Annotated in this window: 24 protein-coding genes and 5 tRNA genes; 12 read left to right on the top strand and 17 right to left on the bottom strand. The window is 58.0% G+C overall.

The features are described from left to right. Nucleotides 1-98: 98 nt before the first annotated feature. The 4 genes from R3F64_RS10550 to R3F64_RS10565 all read left to right on the top strand — a co-directional run bounded on the left by R3F64_RS10550 (nt 99) and on the right by R3F64_RS10565 (nt 3790). On the top strand, nt 99-533 hold the full coding sequence (locus R3F64_RS10550) for a phasin family protein (RefSeq protein ID WP_085917401.1): 435 nt from the start codon (nt 99-101) through the stop codon (nt 531-533). Between the two features lie 111 nt (nt 534-644). After that, nucleotides 645-2492: a class I poly(R)-hydroxyalkanoic acid synthase gene (gene phaC, locus R3F64_RS10555; RefSeq protein WP_085917402.1), complete on the top strand. Its 1848-nt coding sequence runs from the start codon at nt 645-647 to the stop codon at nt 2490-2492. A gap of 239 nt (nt 2493-2731) precedes the next feature. Continuing rightward, complete coding sequence (locus R3F64_RS10560; RefSeq protein WP_264826345.1) at nt 2732-3184, top strand: copper chaperone PCu(A)C; 453 nt, start codon at nt 2732-2734, stop codon at nt 3182-3184. A 27-nt stretch (nt 3185-3211) separates the two neighbouring features. After that, the gene (locus R3F64_RS10565; protein WP_332611339.1) at nt 3212-3790 is read left to right on the top strand and encodes an SCO family protein; all 579 of its coding nucleotides are present in this window, start codon (nt 3212-3214) and stop codon (nt 3788-3790) included. A gap of 1 nt (nt 3791) precedes the next feature. On the opposite strand, the gene R3F64_RS10570 is transcribed toward R3F64_RS10565, so the two are convergent. The 6 genes from R3F64_RS10570 to miaB all read right to left on the bottom strand — a co-directional run bounded on the left by R3F64_RS10570 (nt 3792) and on the right by miaB (nt 9664). Further along, nucleotides 3792-4217: a hypothetical protein gene (locus R3F64_RS10570; RefSeq protein WP_233337383.1), complete on the bottom strand. Its 426-nt coding sequence runs from the start codon at nt 4215-4217 to the stop codon at nt 3792-3794. Continuing rightward, nucleotides 4192-5658 carry an apolipoprotein N-acyltransferase gene (lnt, locus tag R3F64_RS10575; protein WP_085917405.1) on the bottom strand — a complete coding sequence of 489 codons (1467 nt, stop codon included), beginning with the start codon at nt 5656-5658 and terminating at the stop codon, nt 4192-4194. The genes R3F64_RS10570 and lnt overlap by 26 nt, the downstream gene beginning before the upstream one ends. A 40-nt stretch (nt 5659-5698) precedes the next feature. Further along, on the bottom strand, nt 5699-6589 hold the full coding sequence (locus R3F64_RS10580; protein WP_332611342.1) for an HlyC/CorC family transporter: 891 nt from the start codon (nt 6587-6589) through the stop codon (nt 5699-5701). Nucleotides 6590-6690: 101 nt separating this feature from the next. Further along, the gene (gene ybeY / locus R3F64_RS10585) at nt 6691-7158 is read right to left on the bottom strand and encodes an rRNA maturation RNase YbeY (RefSeq protein ID WP_085917407.1); all 468 of its coding nucleotides are present in this window, start codon (nt 7156-7158) and stop codon (nt 6691-6693) included. Then, the gene (locus tag R3F64_RS10590; protein WP_332611345.1) at nt 7155-8234 is read right to left on the bottom strand and encodes a PhoH family protein; all 1080 of its coding nucleotides are present in this window, start codon (nt 8232-8234) and stop codon (nt 7155-7157) included. Before R3F64_RS10590 ends, ybeY begins: the two co-directional genes overlap by 4 nt. Nucleotides 8235-8320: 86 nt before the next feature. Continuing rightward, nucleotides 8321-9664, bottom strand: a complete 1344-nt coding sequence (miaB, locus tag R3F64_RS10595) for a tRNA (N6-isopentenyl adenosine(37)-C2)-methylthiotransferase MiaB (protein ID WP_332611347.1) — start codon at nt 9662-9664, stop codon at nt 8321-8323. A gap of 179 nt (nt 9665-9843) precedes the next feature. Here miaB and R3F64_RS10600 point away from each other — a divergent pair. The 4 genes from R3F64_RS10600 (at nt 9844) to R3F64_RS10615 (ending at nt 10723) form a co-directional block, all read left to right on the top strand. Beyond that, a tRNA-Asn gene (locus R3F64_RS10600) sits at nt 9844-9919 on the top strand. Nucleotides 9920-9954: 35 nt separating this feature from the next. Beyond that, nucleotides 9955-10030: transfer RNA gene (locus R3F64_RS10605), tRNA-Asn, on the top strand. A gap of 47 nt (nt 10031-10077) precedes the next feature. Continuing rightward, nucleotides 10078-10153: transfer RNA gene (locus R3F64_RS10610), tRNA-Asn, on the top strand. A gap of 183 nt (nt 10154-10336) precedes the next feature. Next, nucleotides 10337-10723 carry a metalloregulator ArsR/SmtB family transcription factor gene (locus tag R3F64_RS10615; RefSeq protein ID WP_176243617.1) on the top strand — a complete coding sequence of 129 codons (387 nt, stop codon included), beginning with the start codon at nt 10337-10339 and terminating at the stop codon, nt 10721-10723. Nucleotides 10724-10795: 72 nt separating this feature from the next. Here R3F64_RS10615 and R3F64_RS10620 read toward each other — a convergent pair whose 3' ends face one another. After that, nucleotides 10796-12889 carry a carboxy terminal-processing peptidase gene (locus tag R3F64_RS10620; protein WP_332611350.1) on the bottom strand — a complete coding sequence of 698 codons (2094 nt, stop codon included), beginning with the start codon at nt 12887-12889 and terminating at the stop codon, nt 10796-10798. 140 nt (nt 12890-13029) lie between these two features. On the opposite strand from R3F64_RS10620, the gene R3F64_RS10625 reads away from it, so the two are divergent. Next, entirely contained in the window at nt 13030-14346 is a 1317-nt protein-coding gene (locus R3F64_RS10625; protein ID WP_199285050.1) for a M18 family aminopeptidase, read from the top strand. Between the two features lie 63 nt (nt 14347-14409). Here R3F64_RS10625 and R3F64_RS10630 read toward each other — a convergent pair. From R3F64_RS10630 to R3F64_RS10675, 10 genes are all read right to left on the bottom strand, one after another. Further along, a tRNA-Met gene (locus tag R3F64_RS10630) sits at nt 14410-14486 on the bottom strand. Between the two features lie 61 nt (nt 14487-14547). After that, entirely contained in the window at nt 14548-15975 is a 1428-nt protein-coding gene (gene mltF, locus R3F64_RS10635; RefSeq protein WP_199285051.1) for a membrane-bound lytic murein transglycosylase MltF, read from the bottom strand. A 104-nt stretch (nt 15976-16079) separates the two neighbouring features. Beyond that, complete coding sequence (ychF, locus tag R3F64_RS10640; protein WP_085917413.1) at nt 16080-17171, bottom strand: redox-regulated ATPase YchF; 1092 nt, start codon at nt 17169-17171, stop codon at nt 16080-16082. 82 nt (nt 17172-17253) lie between these two features. Further along, nucleotides 17254-17838, bottom strand: a complete 585-nt coding sequence (pth, locus tag R3F64_RS10645) for an aminoacyl-tRNA hydrolase (protein WP_085917414.1) — start codon at nt 17836-17838, stop codon at nt 17254-17256. A 159-nt stretch (nt 17839-17997) separates the two neighbouring features. Continuing rightward, complete coding sequence (locus tag R3F64_RS10650; protein ID WP_085917415.1) at nt 17998-18660, bottom strand: 50S ribosomal protein L25/general stress protein Ctc; 663 nt, start codon at nt 18658-18660, stop codon at nt 17998-18000. 96 nt (nt 18661-18756) lie between these two features. Continuing rightward, the gene (locus R3F64_RS10655; protein WP_175474729.1) at nt 18757-19698 is read right to left on the bottom strand and encodes a ribose-phosphate pyrophosphokinase; all 942 of its coding nucleotides are present in this window, start codon (nt 19696-19698) and stop codon (nt 18757-18759) included. A gap of 58 nt (nt 19699-19756) precedes the next feature. Further along, nucleotides 19757-19831, bottom strand: a tRNA-Gln gene (locus R3F64_RS10660). Between the two features lie 29 nt (nt 19832-19860). Next, a complete protein-coding gene (ispE, locus tag R3F64_RS10665) occupies nt 19861-20709 on the bottom strand; it encodes a 4-(cytidine 5'-diphospho)-2-C-methyl-D-erythritol kinase (RefSeq protein WP_332611360.1) in 849 nt (282 codons plus the stop codon). 10 nt (nt 20710-20719) lie between these two features. Further along, nucleotides 20720-21373: a lipoprotein insertase outer membrane protein LolB gene (gene lolB / locus R3F64_RS10670; protein ID WP_264826336.1), complete on the bottom strand. Its 654-nt coding sequence runs from the start codon at nt 21371-21373 to the stop codon at nt 20720-20722. 63 nt (nt 21374-21436) lie between these two features. Beyond that, the gene (locus R3F64_RS10675) at nt 21437-23191 is read right to left on the bottom strand and encodes a tetratricopeptide repeat protein (protein ID WP_332611363.1); all 1755 of its coding nucleotides are present in this window, start codon (nt 23189-23191) and stop codon (nt 21437-21439) included. Nucleotides 23192-23392: 201 nt separating this feature from the next. Between R3F64_RS10675 and hemA the strand changes: the two genes are divergently transcribed. The 3 genes from hemA to prmC are packed head-to-tail and all read left to right on the top strand — an operon-like array spanning nt 23393 to nt 26645. Beyond that, nucleotides 23393-24706: a glutamyl-tRNA reductase gene (gene hemA / locus R3F64_RS10680; protein ID WP_085917419.1), complete on the top strand. Its 1314-nt coding sequence runs from the start codon at nt 23393-23395 to the stop codon at nt 24704-24706. Continuing rightward, nucleotides 24703-25791 (top strand): peptide chain release factor 1, encoded by a 1089-nt coding sequence (prfA, locus tag R3F64_RS10685; RefSeq protein ID WP_085917420.1) that lies wholly within the window; start codon nt 24703-24705, stop codon nt 25789-25791. The genes hemA and prfA overlap by 4 nt, the downstream gene beginning before the upstream one ends. Next, a complete protein-coding gene (gene prmC / locus R3F64_RS10690) occupies nt 25791-26645 on the top strand; it encodes a peptide chain release factor N(5)-glutamine methyltransferase (protein WP_332611366.1) in 855 nt (284 codons plus the stop codon). Before prfA ends, prmC begins: the two co-directional genes overlap by 1 nt. The last annotated feature ends 2 nt before the right edge of the window (nt 26646-26647 follow it).

Raw genomic sequence — 26647 nt, forward strand, 5'->3', positions numbered from 1 at the left:
ATGACCTGTCAATCATTACTCTTTTTGCAGTGCAGCAATTCGTGTTCAAGTGAGTCACTCACGGCTCATGCCAAGGAACGAATAGAGGAGTAGATACCATGCAAGATAAAATGATGGACGCCTTCAACGCCCAGACCCGCCAAATGTTTGAGCCGATGCGCAAGATGAACTCGCTGATGCTCAACAACATGGAAAAGATGACCCAATATCAGCTGGAAGCGATGAAGCGCTACAGCCAGATGGGTACCGAGCGCCTGCGCAGCGCAACCGACGTTCAGGATGCTGAAAGCCTGCGCGACTTCGGCACGCAGCAAGCGGCGATGATGAACGAGCTGTCTCAGAAAATGCAGGAAGACGCTCGCGTGATGAGCGAGATGAGCCTTGAATTCAAGGCAGAGATGGAAAAGCTGTTTGGTGAAGCAGGCAAGCAGATGGCCGACCAGGCCAGCGCCGCGGCCAAAGGCGAGCAGCCAGCCGCCGCCAAGGGTGAGCAGTCCGCAAAAGCGAGCAGCCAATCCTCGCGTAAAAGCTGATTGACCCGATTGATCGCGGCGCCCAAGGGCGCCGCGCCTATTTTGAGCCTTTGATTACCTGCCATCAAACAGGCTGCGTTAGCGTTGCCGCGCCGGTAAAGGAGAACGAAGATGTCAGCAGAGTGGGAATTACCGCCCCATGGCCTTTCTCAAGAAGAGCTGGAAGCGTGGAATGCACAGCTGAAAGATATTGGTGAGCAGTATCAAGGTCTCATGCAGGATCTGTTATCGCGCATTGCGCCAAGCGAAGCGGCAGACTCCGTGTATAGCGACATGCGGGAAAGCTTTGAAGCCGGCGCGCAGTCATTAATGCAGAACCCGACGCTATTATGGCAGACCCAGTCACGCCTGTTGCAGGACCAGTGGCTGCTGTGGCAGCAGGGCATGCGGGCGATGGCCGGTGAAGAGGTATCGCCAATGGTCACGCCGGAGAAAGGCGACCGGCGATTCAAGGACGAGGCCTGGACCCGGGAACCCCACTTCATGGCCATCATGCAGCAGTACCTGCTGTTTTCCCAGATGGTGGATGAGCTGGTGGACAGTCTGAGCGGGATGGACGAAACCCATAAGCGCAACCTGGCCTTTTATGCGCGTCAGGTCGTCAACGCGATGTCGCCGACCAACTTTGTCACGACGAACCCCGAGGTCATGCGCCGCACGCTGGAAACCAAGGGGCAGAATCTGGTGGAGGGGCTTGAGCGGCTGCGCGATGACCTGGCCAATTCTGCCGAGGGCATCAACGTCCGTATGACGGATCGCAGTGCCTTTGGCGTTGGCGAAAACATCGCCGTTACCCCTGGGGCCGTGGTGTATGAAAATGAGTTGATGCAGCTGATCCAGTACACGCCCACCACCGAAAAAACCTATAAAACACCACTGCTGGTCGTGCCACCGTGGATCAACAAGTACTACGTACTGGATCTGCGCGAAGATAATTCGATGATGAAGTGGCTTGTCGACCAGGGGCATAGCGTATTTCTGATTTCCTGGCGCAATCCGGGGCCGGAACAGCATGACATCACCTGGGCCGATTACATGCAGTTGGGCCCGATTACCGCCATGGAAGCGATTGAAAAGGCTTGCGGTGAAAAGTCCGTCAATCTGTTGAGTTACTGCGTTGGCGGCACGCTGACGGCATCGACCGTGGCCTATCTCACCAGCACACGGCGTGGCCGCAAGGTTAAATCGGTGACCTACATGGCCACCCTGCAGGACTTCCGTGATCCCGGCGATATCGGTGTATTCCTCAACGAACGCGTCGTAGAGGGCATTGAAGAGAGTATGCAGTTGAAAGGTTATCTGGACGGGCGCTCGATGGCCTATACCTTTAACCTGCTGCGTGAAAACGATCTTTTCTGGTCGTTCTACATCAATAATTATCTGAAAGGTGAAACCCCGGCTGCCTTCGACCTGCTTTACTGGAACACGGACGGTACCAACCTGCCTGCCGGAACCCATGCCTGGTACCTGCGGCACATGTACCTGGAGAACAAGCTGGTCGAGCCCGGCGGCATCGAACTTGACGGGGTGAAGATCGATCTCAGGAAAATATCGGCGCCCAGCTATTTTGTGTCGGCCAAGGAAGACCATATTGCCAAGTGGAACAGCTCCTATTACGGCGCGCTGTTGCCAAAAGGGCCATCAACCTTTGTGCTGGGCGGTTCGGGGCACATTGCCGGTATCGTCAATCCGCCCCATAAGCAAAAATATGGCCACTGGACGAACGATCAGCTGCCTGAAAGCCATGAAGCCTGGTTTGAGGGGGCGACCTTCAATGAAGGGTCGTGGTGGCCTCACTGGCAGGCCTGGGTCACCGAAAATGGCTATGCGGACCCGGATCCGAAAAAAATGGTCGCCGCACGTCAGCCAGGTGAGGGCGAGTTAAGCGTGATCGAGCCCGCCCCCGGGCGCTATGTAAAGACCACGATTCCTGAAGTGTTGGGTGAAATACCTGAATAGGTGACCAAGTACGTTCCGCCTGATGAAGCCCTGCCTTAACGGTGGGGCTTTTTTCGTATAACCAGACAATCGACGGTGTCGCTGACATAATGTCGCATCAGGGTTGCGGAAACCTGGAATCTGGCTATGGTGATGAAGCTTTTGAGATGCTCAACATCGTCAGCGCGCAAAGCGTCTAGCGTGTCAGTTGACTAGAACAGCACCGAAAAACTCAGTCCTTCCCCAAAAGGAGAAATAAGATGGTCAGTCACCTATTCCAGGCCCCTCGGCTGTTAGCCGGTGGCATGCTGCTGATGCTGATAACCGCCGGACATGCCAGTGGACAGGACGTGCAGGTCAGTAACGCGCGATTGAGTTTGTTGCCCGGTGAGCAGCCGGGAGCGGGGTATTTTCAGCTACATAATACCGGCGACGAGACAGCTGTTTTAGTCGGCGCGCAAAGCGAGGCCTTTGAAGACGTCGAGATCCATATGAGCAGCGAGGAAAATGGCATGGCGCATATGCACGCCATGGAGCAAGTGGAAATCGAGGCGGGGGAGCGTTTCGAGTTTGCCCCAAAAGGCCATCACTTGATGTTTATCGGGCGTCTGAAAACCTTTTCTGAAGGTGATGATGTCGAGGTGATGCTGGAGTTTGACGATGCTCAGCAGCTGTCGGTCACGTTCGATGTGGTATCCCCTGTATCGCTTTAATACGCTGTCACGCAGGACGAGTCAATGATGAAACAGTTGTTTATTGTGCTGGCTGCGCTGTGGCTCGTCGGCTGTGTTGATCGAAGCTGGCGCACGGCAGAAACCCACGAGATCATGCCGCCGCTGGATTTTTCGTTGATTGACGAAAACGGTCAGGCCGTCGAGGCTGAAGAGTATCGGGGTAAGGTCACACTGGTTTACTTTGGGTATACCTATTGCCCGGATGTGTGCCCGATTACGCTGGCCAGGCTGGCAGGCACGTTGAACCGATTGGACGATGACGTCCGTGACGACATCCAGGTGCTGTTCATCTCCGTTGACCCGAAGCGTGATACCCCCGAGGTCGTAAAGCGCTACACCAATGCCTTCGGCCCTGAGTTTATTGGCATTACGGGAGACCTGGCGGAAATAGACGCCCTGACCAACCGTATGCGTGTCACGTATGATTACGAAGAACCCAACCAGCGTGGTGACTATATTGTGACGCACACAAGCGCGGTTTTTGCATTTGACCGGGAAGGAGAGGCACGATTCCTGATCCGTGACAGCCATCCGATCACTGATGCCGTTGCCGATATCAACCAGCTGGTGGATCAGGGGGACTAGGTTACTGGCAGGCGACGGATAGACTGCAGCGCGACTTATAACGTCGTGACTTTATATCCAGGATCACGTCGTCGCTTTGCGTATCGTACATGAACGACGCGTAGCCGCGGTCAGACGAAGCGGTACGGTACAGCCCACAAATGGTGTAGCCGTATTGCACCTTCTGTAGCTTGGCAAGCTCGATGTCACCGGGGGAGCCGAGGGTTTGCGACAGGGCACGCTGAATATCATCGTCGACATTGCTGTCGGATAATGCCTGTCCGCCAAAAATGGCGCCGCCCAGTAGCAACGCCAGGATTACCGGAAGCGCGACGAGCAATAAGAAGGGGCGAGATTTAAGCATGGCAATACCTGTAACGGCGTTATCGACACCCGGCCGCATACCGACCTGATTGCCCAGTTTACCGGCGGCGAGTCTGCGGCACACCCACCAGCACCATGAGTGCGGCTAAAAACCACACCGGCCAGCTTCCCATCCGGGTAAACGGCGTTAACCCCTGGGTGGCGTAGAACTCGCCGGTGAGCGATGTGGTCTCGAACTGGGGCGCGCGCTCGACCACGCGACCCTGTGCATCAATGATCGCGGTAATGCCGTTGCTGGTCGCACGAAGCACGTAGCGGCCATTTTCCAGCGCCCTGAGACGCGCCATCTGCAAGTGTTGGTGCGGGCCGATCGAGGCGCCAAACCAGGTATCGTTGGACAGCGTCATCAATACATCGCTGTCTCTGGCGCGGTCGGCCACCAACTGCGGGTAAATGATTTCATAGCAGATGGCATTGCCGATGCTGACCCCCGCAGCCTGCATTGGCGCCTGGTCGGACTCCCCTTTGGTAAAGCTCGACATGGGCAGGTTGAAAAAGTCGATAGCCCCGCGCAGCAGACTTTCCAGTGGCAGGTATTCGCCAAAGGGCACTAAATGCTCTTTTTGATAGCTGCCTTCGACATTACCCACACCTACCACGCTGTTGAAGTAGCGCTCGTTGATGTCACGCTGAACGATGCCGGTCATCAGTGCCGTGTCGGTGGGCAGATTGCTCTGTACGCGCTCAAGCACCGGGCGTGCCTGGGTTTCCACCATGGGCAGGGCCGTTTCCGGCCACACAATCAGGTCAACGTTATCGGCGACGTCGCGGGTCAAGTCGCTGTAAATGTTGGCGGCATTGCGCTGGCCTTCAGGGGTCCATTTTTCGAGCTGGGGAAGATTGCCCTGTAGCAGTGCGACCCGCGTGGGTGTTTCGGCGGGTGTGGTCCACTGCGAGGGCAACGCCAGTGGTAACAGCCAGACAGCCGCCAGTGGCGCGAGTGTCCACCATTGGCGGCGCAGCAGCAGCGCCGCGCCGAGTGTGCCACTGAGGGCAACCAGCAGCGATAGCAGATAGACACCGCCGATGGGCGCCCAGCCGGCCAGCGGCGAGTCTACATAGCCTGAGCCGAGTAATAGCCAGGGAAAACCGGTGAATAGGTAGGTGCGCAGGACTTCTCCCAGCACCCAGATGCCGGCAAAGCTGACAAGGGCCAGTCGGGGGCCGGTAAAGCGGCGGTAGAGCCACAGCGTGCCGGCGTAAAACAGCGCCAGTACGCAGACGAACAGGGCGGTGAGAAACAGCGCAAGCGGTACGCCGGTATAGCCGTAGTCGTGGATCGATACGTAGACCCAGGAAGCACCGCTGCCAAACAACGCCACCCCGTAGAGCCAGCCCTTGAGGGCCGCCTGGGCGGCGGTCAGTTGATGAGTGCCTGCGTACATCAAGCCTGCGGCAACCGGCCCTAACCACCATAGCTCAAATGGCGACGCCGTCAGCGTTGTGAAGCCGCCAGCCATCAGTGCGGCGATTAGCTGTCGATACACAGCTGGGATGCTACCCATAGCGAGATATCCTTATGTCCTGAACGTTGAGGCGTGAAGGCTAGGTGTCGTTCTGCTCGTCGTCGCTGCTGTCAGGGCGTTGTTCCCGGTAGGCCTCAAGCAGGCGGATGCGGCGGTTGTCGGCGTTGAGGACCTCAAAGCGCCAACCGCCCAGGTGGGTATATTCGCCGCGTTGCGGCAGGTGGCCAAATTGCTGCATCACCAGTCCGCCGATGGTATCGAATTCATCGTCAGAGAACTGGGTATCGAAGTGCTCGTTAAAGTCGTCGATGGTGGTGAGGGCACGGATGGCATAGCGCTTGTTGTCGAGCTCGCGAATATCCTCTTCCTCGTCGGCGTCGTGCTCATCTTCAATGTTGCCGACAATCTGCTCAAGAATATCCTCGATGGTAATAATGCCCGCCGTGCCACCGTATTCGTCGACCACAACGGCCATGTGGTTGTGGGTGTCGCGGAACTCTTTAAGCAGGCTGTTGAGTCGTTTGGATTCAGGAATGAACATCGCCGAGCGAACGATATCAGCCAGTTGAAACGCATCGCGCTCGGCCTGGGTCTGTGAAAGCAGCGGTAACAAATCCTTGACCAGCAGAATGCCTTTTACATCGTCAAGGTTTTCGCCAATCACCGGATAGCGTGAGTGACCGGTCTCTTGAATGAGCGCCAGGTACTCTGCGCTGGTCTGATCAAGAGTGATCGCCGAGATCTGTGAGCGGGGGATAAGGATTTCGCGAACCTGTTGGTCGCTGATTTCCAGTGCGCCTTCAATGATCATGATGGCGTCCTGATCAAGCTTTAAACGCCCTGCCGCGTGGCGTAGAAATTCCAGTAACTCATCGCGGGAGCTGGGTTCGTCGTTGTCGCCCGAAAGGGCGCTAAAGAGTTTCTCGAGCCAGGATCGTTGATTGGCGTTGCTCGATCGGTCTTCGCTCATGCAGGTAATCTCTTGTTGACGGACTCAGGTAGCGTGATTCGAAAGGACGTTTTATCACTGACCGGGGGCGCGGTACCAGTTCAACGTATGGGCCTTAAGTCTCATATGTCGCCAATATAAGGGTCGGTGATACCCAGGGTGGCAAGCAGCTCGCGCTCACATTGCTCCATCACCTCGGCGTCTTCCTCCTCAATGTGATCATAGCCCAACAAATGCAAGGTGCCGTGAATCACCATATGGGCGTAATGATGCTCAAGGGCTTTATGCTGTTCTGCAGCCTCTTTTACAACAATGGCATGGCAAATCACCAGATCGCCGAGTAATGGCAGCGTGATGCCCGGTGGATTCTCGAACGGGAATGACAACACGTTGGTGGGCTTATCCTTGCCCCGGTAATCATGATTGAGCGACTGACTTTCAGCGAGATCGACGAAACGCACGGTCAATTCCTGACGTGGGTCGTCGGGGTGCCGGGCAAGCACATCGCCCACCCAGCGGATGAGCTGTGCCTGCGTCGGTAGCTGTTGGTCGTCGATAGCCGCCTGACGATCGATCACGATATCACTCATCGCTTGGTATCCCCTGGGCCTTCGCGGCCTTGCAGGCGGGCTTCCCGCTCTTGCTGGCGCGTTTCCCGGCGGGCGCGTTCCTCGGCTTCCTGCTGGGACTCGAAGGCGTCGTAGGCTTCAATTATTCGCTGCACCAGTGGGTGGCGAACCACGTCCTTGGCGGCAAAGTGGGTGACGCCAATTCCAGGCGTGTCTTTCAGCACGTCGAGTACCTGAATCAGGCCCGAGCGCTGGCCCTTGGGCAGATCGACCTGGGTGACGTCACCGGTAATCACGGCGGTGGAGCCAAAGCCAATACGCGTCAGGAACATTTTCATTTGTTCGGGCGTGGTGTTCTGGCTCTCATCCAGAATGATATAGGCATTGTTGAGCGTCCTGCCACGCATGTAAGCCAGCGGGGCAATTTCGATCACCTGGCGTTCGATCAGTTTGGCGACCTGTTCGAAGCCGATCATTTCGTAGAGCGCATCGTAGAGCGGACGCAGGTAAGGATCGATTTTCTGGGCGAGATCGCCAGGCAGAAAGCCGAGCTTCTCACCGGCCTCCACTGCCGGGCGGACCAGTAAAATACGTCGCACTGCCTGCTGGTTGAGCGCTTCCACGGCGGCCGCGACGGCAAGGTAAGTTTTACCGGTACCCGCCGGACCAATGCCGAAGTTAATGTCGTGTTCGCGAATGCTGGTGACGTAGCGCTGCTGATTCAGGCCTCGGGGTTTGATCATGGTGCGCGGTGTGCGCATGATCACTTCGCCGCTGTCGCCTTCAATATCGTCTTCTTCCTCCAGCGCTTCCAGGCCGGATTCCTGGAGAAACAGGTGGACCGTGTTGGCCGATACTTCTTCCGCCGCTGTTTCACGGTAGAGGTGTTCCAGCACGTTGGCAGCGGCTTTGATGCGATTGGCGGGCCCAGCCAACTGGAACACATTGCCTCGGTTGCGCAGCGTTACGTCCAGGCGGCTTTCGATCAACTTCAGGTGCTCATCCTGCTGACCACACAGGCTGGCAAGGCGCTGTGGGTCATTGGGTTCAAGGCTTAATGTGGTAATGCGGTTGGCCTGAGGCGATGGCTGGCTCAAGAGTGAAAAACCTGTCGGTTGATGGGTGTCAATGTCAGCTTACTGCCCCAAGCGGTGTTGGGGCAATTACCTGGGATAAGCGATGTTCAATAACGCTCAGGGGAGGCGAGTTCACCGCGCAGTGAATTGGGCAGGGCCTCGGTGATTTCCACGTCCACGAAGTAGCCGATCAGCTCGGTGGGATTGGCGGCGCGGAAGTTGACCACCCGGTTATTTTCCGTGCGCCCGGACAGTTGACCTGGGTCTTTTGGCGAAAAGCCGGTCACCAGGATGCGCTGGGTAGTGCCCACCATGCGACGACTGATCTGGCCAGCTTGCTGGAGAATACGCGCCTGCAAGATCGCCAGACGTTCTTTCTTGACGCTTTCCGGTGTTTCATCCTCAAGCGCGGCGGCTGGTGTGCCGGGGCGTGCCGAGAAAACAAAGCTGAACGAGTGGTCGAACCCTATGCGATGGATCAGGTCCATCGTCGCTTCAAAGTCTTCTTCCGTCTCGCCGGGGAAGCCAATGATAAAGTCGGAGGAAAAGCTTATATCCGGGCGGTTGGCAAGAATCCGCTCCATCTTTTCGATATAGGCCTCTGCCGTGTGGCCACGCTTCATCGCGCTCAAGATGCGGTCCGAGCCCGATTGCACCGGCAGGTGCAGGTGACTGACCAGCTCGGGTATATCGGCGTAGGCATCCACCAGACTGTCAGTGAACTCAACCGGGTGCGAAGTGGTGAAGCGAATGCGGTCGATGCCCTCGACCGCCGCGACACAGGCGATCAGTTCAGCAAGGTCAATTTCATCGCCCAGCTGGTTTTCGCCCCGATAGGCGTTGACGTTCTGGCCGAGAAGGTTGACTTCGCGCACGCCCTGGTCGGCGAGGTGAATGACCTCATCCATCACCGCTTCAAACGGCCGAGAGACTTCTTCGCCGCGGGTGTAGGGCACCACACAGAACGAGCAGTACTTCGAGCAGCCTTCCATGATCGACACAAAGGCGGTGGCACCGTCTGAGGTCGGTTTAGGCAGGTGGTCGAATTTCTCGATTTCCGGAAAGGTCACATCCACCGCGGCAATTTGATTGTCGCGGCGTGCATCCAGCATGGATGGCACCCGGTGCAGTGTCTGCGGCCCAAACACCATGTCCACATGGGGTGCACGCTTGCGCAATGCTTCGCCTTCCTGGCTTGCAACGCAGCCACCGACGCCAATGACCAGATCGGGATTGGCGTCCTTGAGTTTTTTCCAGCGTCCCAGCTGATGGAACACCTTTTCCTGCGCTTTTTCACGAATGGAGCAGGTGTTGAGAAGAATGACATCGGCTTCGCGCTCGTTATCAGTCAGTTCGAGCTGATGAGAAACGCCGAGCATGTCCGCCATGCGGGAGGAGTCATACTCGTTCATTTGGCAGCCGTGCGTTTTGATGAAGAGCTTCTTCGCCATCGGTACCTGTCATCTATGGGTCGTCGGAAGGACGAGGGATGAATGGAGTGTCGTTGCGCCTGGGCGCCTATGATTGTGCGCATTATACGGACACAACCAACGGGCGGCTAGCGTTGACGCGGAATCGATGCTTGACCGTTACGTTTCTATCAGTATACTACGCACCGTGTTTGAGCAGTTCCCCGATAGCTCAGTTGGTAGAGCAAATGACTGTTAATCATTGGGTCGCAGGTTCGAGTCCTGCTCGGGGAGCCAATAAACTGATCTCAAATACGGCAATATTAGATTGTTCCTCGATAGCTCAGTTGGTAGAGCAAATGACTGTTAATCATTGGGTCGCAGGTTCGAGTCCTGCTCGAGGAGCCAAATTGCCCCGCACGATATATTCCTACCGTTTACGGTAGTCCTATTGTTCCCCGATAGCTCAGTTGGTAGAGCAAATGACTGTTAATCATTGGGTCGCAGGTTCGAGTCCTGCTCGGGGAGCCATCTAGCGTCTGTTTTCCTTCCTTTTATGACGCCAGCCATTAATCGATTGCGCTTGTCCTTTGTTTAATTCTTCTTGACGCTACTATTATCGAGCGCCTGATGTCTTGCTTCTGCGTGGCTGCTTGACGCGTATTGCCAGCGGCTTTGCCGATGCTTACGCCAGTGGCGTAAACTATCCGCATTATGGATCAGGTGGGGATAATCGTCTTGGGAAAATCCACTCCGTTGAATGCACTGCAGGTATTCAAGTGCTTGAGCGATGAAACGCGATTGATGCTGATGCTGTTGATTGCCCATGAGCAATCGCTGTGCGTGTGCGAAATGACCTATGTGCTTGAAGAGTCCCAGCCCAAGGTGTCGCGTCATCTGGCGCAGCTTCGCCAGTGCGGGCTGCTGGTGGACCAGCGGGACGGGCAATGGGTGTATTATCAGCTAGCGCCGCAATTGCCGACTTGGGCGCGGCATATTCTCGAGTCTGCACAGCAGGGCAGTGCGGCCCGATTGGCCCGTTTGACGCAACGCTTGGCTGCCATGGGCGACCGACCAACGCGTCGAGCGGCGCTCTGCTAGCCCGCTAAAAACAGCGCCGATGCCATTGTGACACCGGCGCGGTTGCAGCCTTTCCTTTTTACGCTAATTCGCTTACCGATTGACGAACCGCTGGGTGCTTTCCAGGTGCGCGTAATCGAGCAGAATTTCGGCGGCTTCCAGCACTTGGGCGCGCTCTACTGAGGTGTCATCCTCCTCGTCGGTATTGCTGTCTTCACCGTCACTGTCGCTAAGCGCGGCTTCGTCGCGAGCGTCGGTCCACTCTTCCAGTTCTTCAAGCCCCAGGGCGCGACGACGCTGGTTTTCCAGTGCCAACTGCTCGGCTTCCTGAGCCTGGGTTTCACGTTCGCGCTGCTCACGATTCAGGCTGACGCTGGTATTCTGCTCGCGAAGCTCCCGGGACAACGCCGATTGCCGCTCCAGGTAGCGGAAGTTGGGATTTTCCTCCGCGCGATTCTGGTGGGCTGATTGAAGCGCATCAAGGTAGCGCTCAGGTTCTCCGTAGCGCCGGTACTGGACGTCCTGAACCGTATCCCATTCCAGGGCGTGGTCCAGGCTGCTTTCGCCAATGCGCTCCGGGTCGATCAGGCTAGGGAACTCGATGTCGGGTTCGACGCCGCGGTTCTGGGTACTCGCGCCGGAAATGCGATAGAACTTGGCGCGGGTAAGCTTGATTTCGCCATGGCTCAAATCATTCAGCGTCTGCACCGTGCCCTTCCCAAAGGTCTGGCTACCCATCACGATACCGCGGCCATAGTCCTGAATGGCCCCAGCGAGAATCTCTGACGCCGAAGCTGATAGCCGGTTCACCAGCACGCCCATTGGACCGTCGTAAAGCGTGCCTGCTTCACTGTCGCCGTAGAGGTTGATACGCCCATCAGCGTCGCGAACCTGAACGGTGGGGCCACGGTCGATAAACAGGCCAATCAGCGAGTTGGCTTCCTGAAGGGCGCCGCCGCCGTTGTTGCGCAGGTCAAGCACGATACCTTCAACATCCTGGCGTTTTAACTGCTCGATTTCCTTGGCAACGTCGCGGGTGGTACTACGGTAGTCATCTTCTCCCGCCTGCCAGGCGTCGAAGTCGACATAAAAGGTGGGGATTTCGATCACCCCGAGGCGGTGGGTATCGCCATCACGTTCGACATTAATCACCTCGCTCTGGGCGGCCTGGTCTTCCAGGTCGACCGTATCGCGGGTGATTTCAACGGTTTGTGAGCGGGTCATGTCGACCGCCTGGGCGGGCACGACATCCAGCTTTACCACGGAACCTTTGGGGCCGCGAATCAGGTCGACCACGTTGTCCAGGGGCATGCCAACCACGTTGACCATCTCACCGTCTTCCTGGCCGACGCCGATAATTCGATCGGCGGGCTCAAGTACACCGGCGCGCTCAGCGGGGCCGCCCGCGACCAGGCTGGAGACTTTGACGTATTCGCCGTCGGATTGCAGGAGTGCGCCGATGCCTTCCAGCGAGAGGCTCATTTGAATATCAAACGATTCGCCCTGGCGTGGTGAGAGGTAGCTGGTATGCGGGTCAATGGTGCCGGTCACCGCGGCCATGATCAAGCCAAAGACGTCTTCCGGTTCGGTTTGCTCCAGGCGTGAAAGCTGCCCCTCGTAACGCTGGCGAAGATTATCAACGATCTGTTCCTCGTCCTGATCGCTCAGGGCCAGCGTCAGGGCATCATTTTTCAGCCGTTTTTGCCACAATGCATCCAGCTCGCGCTGACTCTCGGCCCAGGCGGCGTCCTCGCGGTCAAGCTCAAGGCGCTCGTTGCCCTGGAAGTTGAACGTCGCCTCGTCATCGAGGTGTTCGAGCAGCCATTCAATCCGAGCGGTATGGCGCTCGTTGAGGCGGTTGTAAAGGGCGAACGCCTCATCCAGATCGCCGTCGAAAAGCGTGTCGGCCAGATCGGTTTCCAGGTGACGGTAGGGCTCAATGTCGCTGCTTAGCAGGTAGGCCCGTTGGCCATCCAGAATATCCAAGTAGCGATCAAAGGCTTCTTGCGACCAGGCTTTATCAAAGCTGACATCGGCGTAGTGGCCATAGCGGAGCGAATCGGCAATTTCGACCGCCGCCTGGCGCTGTTCTTCGGTCGGCTCAAGTTGCGCTATTGCCATCGGGCTGGTGACAACCAGCATGATGGTTAGGGCGACTGAGCGCGAAAGCGTTGCAAACAAGCTCATCAGTCAAGCTCTCCCGGATTTGTGTACACTCATGCTTTCCTAGACCCGCATCTGACCAATGAGTTGCGAAGGCCGAAGGAGCATTGTAGCAGGTCACCTGCTTTGCTGAGACTCAAACATGTCGGTAAATGAGGATTTCAATGTCCGAAATATTCAACGCTGATCGCGTTTCGCGGTTATGCGAGTTCTTGCGCCAGTCCCCCACTCCTTGGCACGCCACTCATGCCATGGCGGAACGTCTGGCGCAAGCGGGTTTCGAGCGTCTGGAAGAAACGGCCAATTGGCAATTGTCGCCCGGTCAGCGCTACTACGTGACACGCAACGATTCATCCTTGATCGCCTTTCAACTGCCCAAAGGGCCACTGCAAAGCATGCGTATGCTGGGGGCTCATACCGATAGCCCCGGGCTGCGTTTAAAGCCCAATGCCACCCAGCATGCCGCTGGTTGGCTTCAGTTGGGGGTGCAGGTATATGGCGGTGCCTTGCTTGCGCCGTGGTTTGATCGCGATCTGGGGATCGCGGGACGGGTGCATATCCGCCACGCCGATGGGCAACTGGAAAGTGTGCTGCTTAACGTTGATCGGCCGGTAGCGATGATTCCGAGTCTGGCGATTCACCTTGATCGTGACGTCAATACCGGTCGCAGCATCAACCCGCAGACCCAGATGGCGCCCGTGCTGATGCAAAGCGATACCGAAAGGCTCGAGGATCTGCTGGCATGCTGGCTGGAAGCCGAGCATGGCCTGCGGGCGGTCGACGTGGTGGACTTTGAGTTGGGCTTTTACGACGTTCAACCGCCTTCGCTGGTGGGCGTCAACCAGGAACTGATCGCAAGCGCGCGGCTGGATAACCTGCTGTCGTGTTTTGTAGGCCTGGAAGCGTTGCTCGACTGCGACGGTCAGCAGGGGGCGCTGCTGGTCGCCAATGATCATGAGGAAGTCGGCAGTGCCAGCGCCTGCGGTGCTCAGGGGCCGTTTCTGGGCGATGTGCTGAAGCGTATCAATGCACAAATGGGCAGGGGGAGTGAAAAGGGCAGCGACGAATCACTGATTCAACTGATCCAGTCATCGCTGATGATCTCTTGTGATAACGCTCATGGGCTGCATCCCAACTTTGCCGAAAAGCACGATGAGCAGCACGGACCGTTGCTGAATGCCGGGCCGGTCATCAAGATCAATGCCAGCCAGCGCTACGCGACCAATAGCGTGACAGGCGCGTTGTTTCGGGATATCTGTCGCGCCGCCGACGTGCCGGTGCAGTCGTTTGTGACACGGTCTGACATGGGCTGCGGCAGCACCATCGGCCCGATTACCGCCACTGAGGTCGGCGTGCCCACCATTGATGTGGGGCTACCCCAGTGGGCGATGCACTCGGTGCGCGAAACGGCGGGTACCCACGACGTCGAGCACCTTACCCGGGCGCTGGTCGGCTTTTTAAACCGCAAGATGCTGAATTGAGCCTATCTGTCACCCATAAAAAAGCCCGCTGACAGAGTCAGCGGGCTTTTTTTAATATTTGCTTGGTGGCTACGCCCTGATTTGAACAGGGGACCCCATCATTATGAGTGATGTGCTCTAACCAGCTGAGCTACGTAGCCATTCAACGGAAGCGCATGATACGCATCTGCCTTGGCCGCGTCAAGCCCGCCATGCTCGGCGTTACGGTTCACCGGCCGATAGCGGTAACCATTGCATGGCGGGCGCAATCACGTCCTGGTAGTTACGGATTCGTTGTACATAGTGCACCGGCTCATACCCTCGGGCGTAACCATAGCGTGTCTGCGGGTAGTAGCGCTTGTCGGCTTTGAGCGGCAGGACTTCCTTCATGTCCTCCCAGGAATTCGGGTCTTTGCCCAGCTCCCGGGCCAGCTTTTGCGCATCCAGCACATGGCCGCGGCCAATGTTGTAGCTTGCCAGGGCCAGGTAGGTGCGATCCGGTTCGGGGAGGTTGTCGGGAAGGCGTTGATGGCGGTCGGCAAGATAGCGGGCGCCACCATCGATGGACGCTGCCGGGTTCAGGCGATTGTCGACACCCAGGGATTGGGCCGTGTTCTGCGTCAGCATCATGATGCCACGCACACCGGTAGGGGAGACCGCTTGCGGGTCCCAGTGCGACTCCTGGTAGGCCAGTGCGGCGAGCAGGTCGGCTGGCATGCCGGTCTCTTCCTGAGCCTCCAGGAAAAGGTCGAGGAAGTCCGGCAGGCGTTCGTCGATGCGCCGGTTGAGCGCACGCAGATCAACAAAGTCGAACTCGCTGATATAGGCGTAGTAGCGTTGCTGCACCTCGTTGATGCTTTCCTGGCCCTCGGGGGTTGCCATCCACCTGTCGGCCATATTGGCCAGGGCCTGTTGGTTGGCGGGTAGATACCAGCCCAGCCGGTCGCCGCTGGTGAGGTTGATGGCCACTTCCAGGTGTGGGAAGTGGCGGCGGACCAACTGCACGATATTGGAGTCGGCAACGGTGCAGTCAATACGCTTCTCGGCCACTTCGGTCAGTAATATCTCAGTGGTGCGCGGATCTTCCTCGAAGTCGATGCCCGTATGCTGGTTGACCAGGCTCTGCAGTTTTGCGGCGTAGCTGGAGTCTTCCGTGACCCGGATATCGACCCCGGCCATTTCTTCTACCTGGCGTGGCATGGGGCGCATGTCGCGGTGACAGACCAGTTGCTCGACAATATCGGTGTGAGTGGGGCCTTGGCGGAAGTGTTCATCCCGGGAGGGCAGGTGCGTCAGCCCAGCGGCGGCGAGCTGTTGCTCACCGCCCTGCAAAGATTGGAGCACCCCTGAAGTGGACTCGGCAAGTGTCCATTCAACCTCCCAGTCGTTGGCGTCGGCGAACGCTTCCACAAGGTCGTGCTCGGGACCCGCGGGATTCCCGTGGCGATCAAGGTAGTAGGTCGTGGCGCTGTTGCGGGTAACGACGTTAAGCGATCCGCCCGGTTCAGGCGGATCGATCTGCGTGATCGTCGGCTCGCTCTGGCCGCAACCTGAAAGCATGACCAGCGGGAGCAGAAGGCTGAAAATAACCCGATTGGATCGGGATGTATGACCAATCGTGCGGTCATCTGGGTAGCAGGAATTAGGCATTGATTAACCCTAGCAGGCTTCAGCGCCGCCAGGAAGGCGGCGCTTAAACGCTGGGTTATCGGTCGTTAAGGTGCGCCGCTACCCTTGAGGGGGCTGGTTGCGGGCTAGACATTGAAACGGAAATGTACCACGTCGCCATCCTTGACGATGTATTCCTTGCCTTCCAGTCGCCATTTACCCGCGTCTTTGGCCCCTTGCTCGCCGCCCAGTGAGACAAAATCATCAAAGGCGATCACCTCGGCGCGGATAAAGCCTTTCTGGAAGTCAGTATGGATGGCGCCAGCCGCTTCCGGTGCGGTGGCCCCTTGCTTGACAGTCCAGGCGCGCACTTCCTTGACACCCGCCGTGAAATAGGTCTGCAGGCCGAGCAGCGCATAACCGGCGCGAATCACGCGGTCCAGGCCGGGTTCTTCCATCCCCATCTCGCTTAAGAACATCTCGCGTTCTTCGTCATCCAGCTCGGCGATTTCGGCTTCGATCTGGTTGCACACCGGCACCACGACAGCGCCTTCTTCAGCGGCGATTTCGTTGACCACGTCGAGATAAGGGTTATTGTCGAATCCGTCCTCATTGACGTTGGCAATATACATGGTGGGCTTGAGCGTCAAAAAGCCAAAGCTTTTCACCTGAAGCTGTTCTTCTTCGCTCAAGCCAAAGCTGCGTAGCGGCTGCCCCTCGGCGAGGTGCGGATGAATTTTATCCAGCACGGCCTTGGTGGCAATAGCGTCTTTATCGCCGCCTTTGACGACCCGTACCAGCCGCTGGCTGGCCTTTTCGACGGTATCCAGGTCGGCAAGCGCCAATTCAAGGTTGATGGTTTCGATATCAATGCGTGGGTCGACCTGATTGGAGACGTGAATCACGTTGTCGTTATCGAAACAGCGCACCACGTGGGCGATGGCCTGCGTTTCGCGGATATTGGCCAGAAACTTGTTGCCGAGCCCTTCGCCTTTTGATGCGCCTGCCACCAGGCCGGCAATATCGACAAACTCCATGGTGGTCGGCAGGACTTTCTGCGGTTTGACGATCTCGGCCAACGCATTAAGGCGCGGGTCGGGCATGGGAACGATCCCGACGTTGGGCTCGATGGTGCAGAAGGGGAAGTTTTCTGCATCAATCCCCGACTTGGTAAGCGCATTGAAGAGTGTTGACTTGCCGACATTGGGCAGGCCGACGATGCCGCAGTTAAAACCCATAAAGTGTTCCTGAAATAAAATGGTAGGCGAGAAATAATGGCCATTCTACGAGATCAGCCCGCTGCCAGCTACGGGGGCAACGCTACAGCTTGAAGCTGTGCAACTGATTCATGGCTTTGGCCCAGTCACCGGCCAGTGCCATGGGCAAGGTTGCCTGGCATTCTTCGATCGCGCGTTCAATCGCCGCTTGTTCTTCCTTGCCAGCGCGGCCCAGCACGTAGTTGGTCACCTGGCGTGCGTCGCCCGGGTGGCCGACGCCAATCCGTACGCGGTGAAACTGCTTCTGGTTGCCGAGTGCGCTGGCGATATCCCGCAGCCCGTTATGGCCGCCGTGGCCGCCACCGGTTTTATAACGCGCCTGACCAGGAGGCAGGTCGAGCTCGTCGTGGGCTACCAGCAGGTTCTCGGGGGCAAGCTTGAAAAACTGGCTCAGTGCCGCGACGGCCGCGCCGCTGCGATTCATAAAGGTGGCGGGCTTGAGAAGATGTACGTCCTGATCGCCGATGCGTACCTTGGCATAGTGCCCGAGGAACTTTTTTTCCGGACGCAATTCGCCATGCACGCTGCCTGCAATGGCATCGACCAGCCAAAAGCCGGCGTTATGGCGCGTTGTCGCATACTCCGGCCCGGGGTTGCCGAGTCCAATGATGGCCGTTACCTGGCTCATTTTCCACCTCCAAAAAATTTCCAGGAGAAATTTTTGACGCCGCGCCAGCGGCGGCCCCAGGGCGTCTGCCACGCATGGCAGGTCGCAAAAAAAATCAAGCGCCGAAGCGCTTGATCTTAACATTACGAAGGCCGTGCAGGCACGGCCAACGCTGACAGCTTACTCGGCGCTTTTGTCTTCTTCGCCGTCACTGCCGCTTTCGCTTTCACCACCTTCATCTTCGTCGTCTTCAGTCGCACGAACCTTCATCTTGGTGATGCTAAGAATCGCGTTGTCGTGATCTTCACCGTGAGACAGGTCAACCGAGGTGACGCCCGCCGGCAGGGTCAGGTCTGACAGGTGCAGCGTGGTGCCGACCTCGACATTGCTGATGTCAATTTCCAGGTAGTCAGGAAGATCTTTCGGCAAGCAGCTGATCGCCACTTCGTTAGCGAGAACGTGCAGTTCGCCGTCCTGGTCTTTGATGCCGACACACGCTTCTTCGCCCGTCACGTGCAACGGCACGTTCATGGTGATTTCGTGGGTGGCGTCAACACGCAGGAAGTCGGCATGGGTGAGCAGCGGCTTGTAGGGGTGACGCTGAAGGTCACGTACCACGACCTGCTCGTTTTTGCCGTCAATCACGAGCGTGATGACCGAGGAGAAGAACGATTCGTCTTCAATCGCCTTGTAAAAAGCGGTCTTTTCAACGGCGATCGACTGTGCGTCTTTGTTACCGCCATAAACAACGGCCGGTACCTGTTCGTTCGCACGACGCAGGCGGCGGCTCGCACCTTTCCCCAGGTCGTTACGAACACTGGCTTTCAAGCTAAAATCAGACATGGAATTGCCTCTTGGTTTTGAGTAAGGAAACGCCGCCGTCCGCGACCAGACGACGACGTCCCCAGGAGCCCGTAAGCGGGCTGTGATGTCAGGCGATTAGTGGAACATCGCGCTGACAGATTCTTCATTGCTGACGCGGCGGATGGCTTCCGCGATCAGGCCAGCAACGCTCAATTGACGAATTTTACCGCTCCGCCGCGCTGCGTCGGAAAGCGGGATGGTGTCGGTCACCACGACTTCGTCAAGTTCTGAGTTGGTGATATTGTCGACGGCAGGGCCGGATAATATCGGGTGCGTGGCGTAGGCGACGACGCGCTTGGCACCGTGATCTTTCAGCGCTTCACCGGCTTTGCACAGCGTACCGGCGGTGTCGATCATGTCGTCGACAACCACGCAGGTACGGCCTTCAATTTCACCGATAATGTGCATCACCTGGGCTTGGTTAGCCTGAGGGCGGCGTTTGTCGATGATGGCCAGATCGGCATTAAGCTGTTTAGCGATGGCGCGGGCACGCACAACGCCGCCGACATCGGGGGATACGACGACCAGATCGCTGTAGTTCTGACGCTCGATGTCGTCGAGCAGAATCGGCGAGCCATAGACGTTATCGACCGGTACGTCGAAGAAGCCCTGGATCTGATCGGCGTGCAGATCCATGGTCATGACGCGATCAACCCCGGCCTTGACCATGATGTCGGCGACCACTTTGGCCGAGATGGGTACCCGTGCCGAACGCACTCGGCGGTCCTGGCGGGCATAGCCAAAGTAGGGCAGCACGGCCGTGATGCGAGTGGCTGAGGCGCGCCGCAGGGCGTCGACCATCAGGATCAGCTCCATCAAGTTGTCGTTAGTCGGCGCACAGGTGGACTGCAGGATGAAGACATCCTTACCGCGCACGTTCTCATTGATCTCGACCGCGATTTCACCGTCGCTGAATTGGCCCACCGTGGCGTTACCCATACGGCTGTCCAAGCTCTCGGCAATTTTTTGAGCGAGTTCGGGATTGGCGTTCCCGGCGAAAACCATCAGTTTTGACACGCGCAGCCACCTTTGCAGTGTTGGGGTTCAGGGAGGAAAACGCAGGTCAGCGTTAGGCTGGCTGGGGTACCAGGACTCGAACCTGGGAATGCCGATACCAAAAACCGGTGCCTTACCACTTGGCTATACCCCAGTAATGACCTAATGCGATGACCGGGCGATTCAGCAGCCCAAAGCATCATGTAGAGGAGAGGTGTTGAGTCCGCGAGCTACCCAGGCGGAGCCATGATGGCCCGCTGCTTCGGCAACTGCGTGTGCCGTCTGCGCATCTTCGAATGCTGCAAACACACAGGCGCCCGTGCCGGTTAACCGGCTTGGTGCATGCTGTGATAGCCAGTCTAGGGCTTGTGCAATGGCTGGATAGTGCTGTTTGACCACCGCTTCACAGTCATTGCGCCACTCCGACGCTCCCCCCTGCAGTGCGCGCGCCATAGTAATGGGGCGGCTGTCGCGTGTCAATTGCGGGTCCTGGAATACTGCCTGTGTCGAGACGCTGACACCGGGGTGAATGATCACAAACCAGGGGGTGTCGAGACCCACCGGGGTGAGCTGTTCACCAACGCCCTCGGCCCAGGCGGTGTGGCCATGAACAAAGACAGGGACGTCAGCGCCTAGCTGAAGCCCAAGTGCGGCGAGTTCGTCAAGCGAGAACCCAAGCTGCCAGATCGTGTTGAGGCCAACGAGTGTCGTGGCCGCATCGGAACTACCGCCGCCCAGTCCACCGCCCATGGGCAACGTTTTGTCCAGGGTCAGCGTGGCACCCAGGCGGGTGCCGCTCACCTTTTGTAACAGCTGGGCAGCTCTTACGATCAGGTTGTCATCGGCGGCGATGCCAGGCATGCGGCTAGTCAGTTGAATTACGCCGTCATCGCGGGAGGTGATGGTTAGCTGGTCGCATAAATCAATAATCTGAAACAGCGTTTGCAGACGATGGTAGCCGTCCTCACGGCGACCTGTAATATGTAGAAGCCGATTCAGCTTGGCGGGCGCAGGCAGCGTCAGGGTTGTCATAATGCTTGGCTTACTGGCCTTCTTCGTCTGTGGAGCGCCATTCGTTAACGACCAGCGTGATGCGGATATCGTCGTAGTTCATCACCAGGCGGCGCGGTAGCCACATGCCTTCGAATCGCTCCCAGTCGCGATAATCGATTTCCCAGCCGGCCTGGACCAAATGACTGGGGAAGCCGAATTCGTCGGTTTCCATCTGGTAGTTATCATTACCGCCGGGCAGGCCACGTACCCAGTCGGGCATGGCGCTGACAGGCAGTGCCCAGCCTAATTGTTCTTCCATGAGGGCTTCGGGGGTTTCGGCCTCGAAGCGGCCTTCGCTGTTGGACAAGGTAAAGCGCCCCTCGCGTCCTTCCAGCACGTTACGTCCACCGCCAAAAGGACCGCTGATCAGCATGCGGAAATAATGTGGGTGCTGGTTCCAGTCGAGGTTGGCGCTGGTGTTTTCATCAGGGGTGCGCAACCCGGCCTTGCCAACCAGCGTCCAGGTGTCAAAGTCATTGACCCGGTCTTCCTGGGCGTCCCAGTCACCGGCTTGACGGCTGCCTTCGTCCTGGGGGACTTGAGTGGCACACCCGGCGAGCAATAATGCCGCTGCACAGGCCACAAGCCTCGATGCCCGGCGCAAGGGATGGGGCGGTATACAGGTGGAAGCAATAGTGGGCATGTCGGACTCCTTGTCAGTTCATCGGTCAACGGCTGTCGCGAGAGGGTAAGCGCCGTAGATGTTTTAGAGGTCGTTTGCTGGGTCGAGTTCGGGATAACGCTGTATTAATCCATCAATCGTCGGATGGTCCTGGGTGCGTTGCTGTACATCACGGATGATTTGGCGTGCTTCTTCGCTGCGCCCCAAGGCATGCAGCACCTCGGCAAGATGGCCGGCAATTTCCTGGTCGGGCATGCGCGCATAGGCTTTTTCGAGCCAGGGGAGGGCTTTCTCTGCATTGCCCAGGCGGTAATACACCCAGCCAAGGCTGTCGAGTACCGCGGGGTTGTCGCCGTCAAGCGCATAGGCGCGCTCAATCAACTCGCGGGCTTCTTCCAGACGACCGGGAAGATCGAGATCCGCCAGGGTATATCCCAGCGCATTCAGCGCCACGGCATTGTCGGGTTCGATGCGAAGCACATGGCGCAGGTCTTCCTCCATTTGTTCAATATCGCCCATCTCCCAGGCGCGCATCGCGCGGAAGTAAAGTAGGTCGGTATCGTCTGGCGTGCGTGCCAACTCACGGGTAAGAAGAGTGTCGGCATCATTGGTGCGGCCCAGTTCGTCGAGTAGTTGCACTTCCAGTTTGACCAGTTCGCTGAAGTAATCGTCGTGACGCATGCGTTCGACACGTAAAAAAGCACGTGCGTCGATGAGCCGGTCGTCATCAATGAGCATTTGCGCCGCCGTGGCGCGAGCGGGCAGGAATTCCTCACCGCTGTCGACCTGCCTGTAGTAAAGCAGTGCGTTGTCGGTATCGCCTTTAGACTGGGCAATCACGCCCAGTAAATAGTAGGCCAGGTTGGGTGTGTCATCCCGGCCCATCAGTGGCTGAAGAAGCCGCTGTGCGGGGTCGGGGTGGCCCTCATCCAGATAGAGCTGGGCAAGGGCGACCCGTAACGCATCGCTGCCTGTGTGTCGATCGAGCAGGGCGTCGGTCTGCTGTTGGGCCGCATCAAGGTTGTCGAGTCGAATCTCGGCCTGAGCCAACAGTAATAAAAAGCGCACATCATCGGGGTTTTCCTGCAGGCCTTGGCGGGCAACCTGGCGGGCTTGGCCGGGGTTGCCGGTTTCAAACGCCAGTTGGCCTTCTACCAGCAGCAAGGAGGGACGCTCGCTCAAGCCTGAGGCCTGGTCAAGATAGTCACGAGCTTGTTCAGTACGCCCGAGTGCCGCTTCCCAGAGCGCCGCCGCTAGCAGGGCATCGGCTTGTTGTGCCGGGTCACTGAACGAGGCCTGATTCAAATGCTCGACAAGCCGGCTTAGCAGCCGGTTGAGAGGGCCCTGTTCGGCGATGGCGGTTTCGGCGAAACCGGTGAGTTCGCCATCCTGATTCGCCTCACTCAAGGCCAGACGGCGCTCCAGGCTTTCCATCCAATTGCCCTGCTGCAGCGAAAGCGCAGCGAGAAGTCGATTGGGGGTGTCGGCCTCAGGGTTCAGGGTTTGCCAGCTCTGCGCCGCTTCTTCGATCAGGCTTTCGTCGTTGCTGAAACGGGCGGCAAAAGTGGCGCGCTCAGCCAGTGCTTCGGCGCCGTAGCGTCTGGCAGCCTCAAGGTAACCCTGGCTGGCCCGCTTGAAGTCACCGCGCTGCCCGGCAAACTCTGCTTGCAGCAGCGTGCTCAAGCCAGCAGCATCCAGTCCCTGCGTAACAGGCGGGGCGTTATCCATGGGGTCGGCAGTTAATGAAAGCCGCTCGTCGTTGGCATTGGGCGACAATTGGCAGCCACTCACGGATAACGTGATGGTGGCCAGGAAAAATAGTAGCAGACGTAGTGGCATGCGGATCTCAATCAGTTGGCCGAGTGCTCAGCATAGCGGCTTGCCTGCCTGCGGCAAAGTGGTGTGCGCCAGATCATTCTGTGCTGTGATAAGATAGTGCACTTTATCGTGCGGCGTTTAGCCCTCATATCTCTGTCCAGACTTGCCTGAGCAAGCCCAAATTGACGTGAAGACCGACACACTAGCGAAGACGCCTAACCCATGACGCTCCTTGCCCTGGGAATTAATCATCGCACCGCCAGCATCGCCGTGCGCGAACAGGTTGCCTTTACACCGGCGCAGCTCGACCACGCGCTGATGGAGCTGCGTGCCCTCCCGCAAATCAGTGAGGCTGCGGTACTGTCGACCTGCAACCGGACAGAACTGTATTGCGTGACTGACGCGGCAGGCGAAAAAGCCGTCCTTGACTGGCTGAGCCGCTTTCATCAGTTAAAGGTCGATGAGCTGGCCCACTGTGCCTACCACTACCTGGATAATGAGGCGGTTCGCCACCTGATGCGGGTTGCTGTGGGGCTCGATTCCATGGTGCTTGGCGAGCCGCAAATTCTTGGTCAACTCAAAGAAGCCTATCAACAGGCCCGTGAAGCCCAAGGCTTGGGCAGCGAGCTCGAACGGCTATTCCAGCATACGTTTGCCGTGGCCAAACAGGTACGCACAGAAACCGGTATCGGCAAGAACCCGGTGTCAGTCGCTTATGCGGCGGTCAGCATGGCCAGCCGGATTTTTGATGATTTTGGCCGTTCAAAAGCACTGTTGATCGGGGCAGGCGAGACTATTGAACTGGTCGCCCGACACCTCCATGAAGCCGGGGTGCGAAAGCTGACGGTAGCCAACCGGACCCGTGAGCGCGCCGAGCAGGTATCAGCGCCGCTCGGCGGCACGGCGATTACCCTGCCGGAGATCCCGGCGGCGCTGGAAGAAGCGGATATCGTGATTTCCTCTACGGCGTCTCCGCTACCGATTCTAGGCAAGGGAATGGTCGAGCGTGCCCTCAAGAAACGTCGTCATCGCCCGGTGTTCATGGTCGATATTGCCGTGCCTCGGGATATCGAGCCCGAAGTGGGCGACCTCGCCGATGTGTTCCTGTATACCGTTGATGACCTTGAAGAAGTTATTCAGGAAAACCGTCGCCATCGTCAGGTGGCCGCTGATCAGGCGGAGTCACTGATTGAGCATGGCGTTAGCGGCTGGCAGCATGAGCGGCGTATTCGCCATGGTGGCGAGCTTATTCGTGGTTATCGCCGCCATGGGGAGTCGCTGAGGGATACAGCGCGAGATCAGGCCCTTGAGCGGCTGGCGCGTGGCGAGGACCCGACAAAGGTTGTCGAGCGTCTGGCTCACCAACTGGCCAACCGGCTGATGCACCAGCCGACACAAACGCTGCGCGATGCGGCGTCTCAGGAAGATCACGCACTATTGGAAGCCGCACCGCGCCTGTTAATGCCGCCCAAGCCAGCCTTTGAGAAACCCTCGACATCGACGGCCAATCGCCAGAAGGATGATACGCCCGCATGAAAGAAACACTGCGCCAACGTTTAGATAGCTTTGCCGACCGATTTGAAGAGTTGTCGATGCTGTTGTCTGACCCTGAGGTGATCCAGGATCAGCAGCGGTTTCGCGATTACTCCCGCGAATATGCCGAACTTGATGAGCTGGTGGGGGCTTGGCAGCGCTATCGCCGAATCGAAAACGATATTGACGCAGCACAGCAGCTTAGCCAGGACAGCGACCCCGAGATACGCGAACTCGCTGAGATGGAGATCGACGACGGACGTGGGCAGTTGGACGCGTTAGATGCTGAACTCAAGCGACTGCTGGTGCCCAAGGACCCTGATGATGGTCGTGGCGTCTACCTGGAAGTCCGCGCGGGAACGGGCGGCGATGAAGCCTCATTGTTTGCCGGTGACCTGTTTCGCATGTATTCCCGGTATGCAGAAAAGCGCGGTTGGCGCGTGGAAGTGGTGAGTGCCAGCCATGGCGAGCAAGGCGGGTATAAAGAGATTATTTCCCGGGTTAAAGGTGATGGCGTCTACGCCCGGCTGAAATTTGAGTCGGGGGCGCACCGTGTTCAGCGCGTCCCCGCCACCGAATCCCAAGGGCGTATCCATACCTCGGCGTGTACCGTGGCCGTGATGCCCGAAGTCGACGATGTTGGTGATGTGGATATCAATGCCGGTGATCTGCGCGTCGATACCTTCCGCTCAAGCGGGGCGGGCGGTCAGCACGTCAACACTACCGACTCGGCGATTCGCATTACCCACCTGCCATCCGGCGTGGTCGTGGAATGCCAGGAAGAGCGCAGCCAGCATAAAAACCGTGCCAAGGCGATGTCACTGCTGGCGGCCAAATTGAAGCAAAGTGCCCAGGACGCACAGCGCCAGGACCAGGCCGATACCCGCCGCTCGCTGGTGGGCTCGGGGGATCGCAGTGAGCGTATTCGCACCTATAACTTTCCCCAGGGGCGGATTACCGATCATCGCATCAACCTGACACTTTACAAGTTGACCGAAGTGGTTAGCGGCGAGCAGCTCGATGACGTGATCGACCCGCTGGTGCACGAGTATCAGGCGGAGCAGTTATCTGCCCTGCAGGGTGCCTGATGACCCTGGATGTGCTGCTACGAAAGGCAACGGAGCGGCTAGTGCGGGCAGGCTCGCCCAGTGCGCGGCTGGATGCCGAGGTGTTGCTTGGGCATGTTATCCAACGTGACCGCACCTGGCTGTATACCTGGGGGGATAAAGGCTGTTCAACCTGGCAACAGGCGCGATTCGATGCGCTTGTGGCTGCCCGCGCCCAGGGCTATCCCGTGGCCTACTTGACCGGAGAACGCGAATTCTGGGGTCTGCGCCTCATGACATCGCCGGATACACTGATTCCCAGGCCCGATACCGAAACACTGGTGGCGTTGGCGTTAAGCCGCGCGGCACAGCCTCAGGGCCGTTTGCTGGATATCGGTACTGGAACGGGCGCGATTGCCCTGGCGTTTGCCAGTGAACGGCCCGATTGGCAGGTGACCGGCGTCGACCTGCTCCCTGCCGCCGTCGCGCTGGCGCAAACAAATGCCGCAAAGCTGGGCCTTGGCAATGCCTGTTTCGAGCAAAGTGACTGGTTTAGCGCCTTTGCTGTGCCCCGTGAAACGGCAGCTTTCGATGTGATTGTCGCCAACCCGCCATACATAGCGGCGGATGATCCACATTTGAAACGGGGAGACGTGCGTTTTGAGCCGGCGTCTGCCCTGGTGGCCGACGCCGATGGCATGGCTGATTTGCTGCATCTCATCGTCACGGCAAAGGCTTACCTGGCCGATTCGGGTTGGCTGATGCTTGAACATGGCCATGATCAAGCCGCCGAACTTCGCGAGGCCATGCTGGTAGCGGGCTATCAAAACGTTGAAACGGTTCGCGACCTCGGAGGCCATGAACGCGTTACGCTAGGCTTTTTAACTACCGCCTGATT

Source organism: Halomonas sp. 5021, assembly GCF_036663435.1.
GTDB classification, from domain to species: Bacteria; Pseudomonadota; Gammaproteobacteria; order Pseudomonadales; family Halomonadaceae; genus Vreelandella; species Vreelandella janggokensis.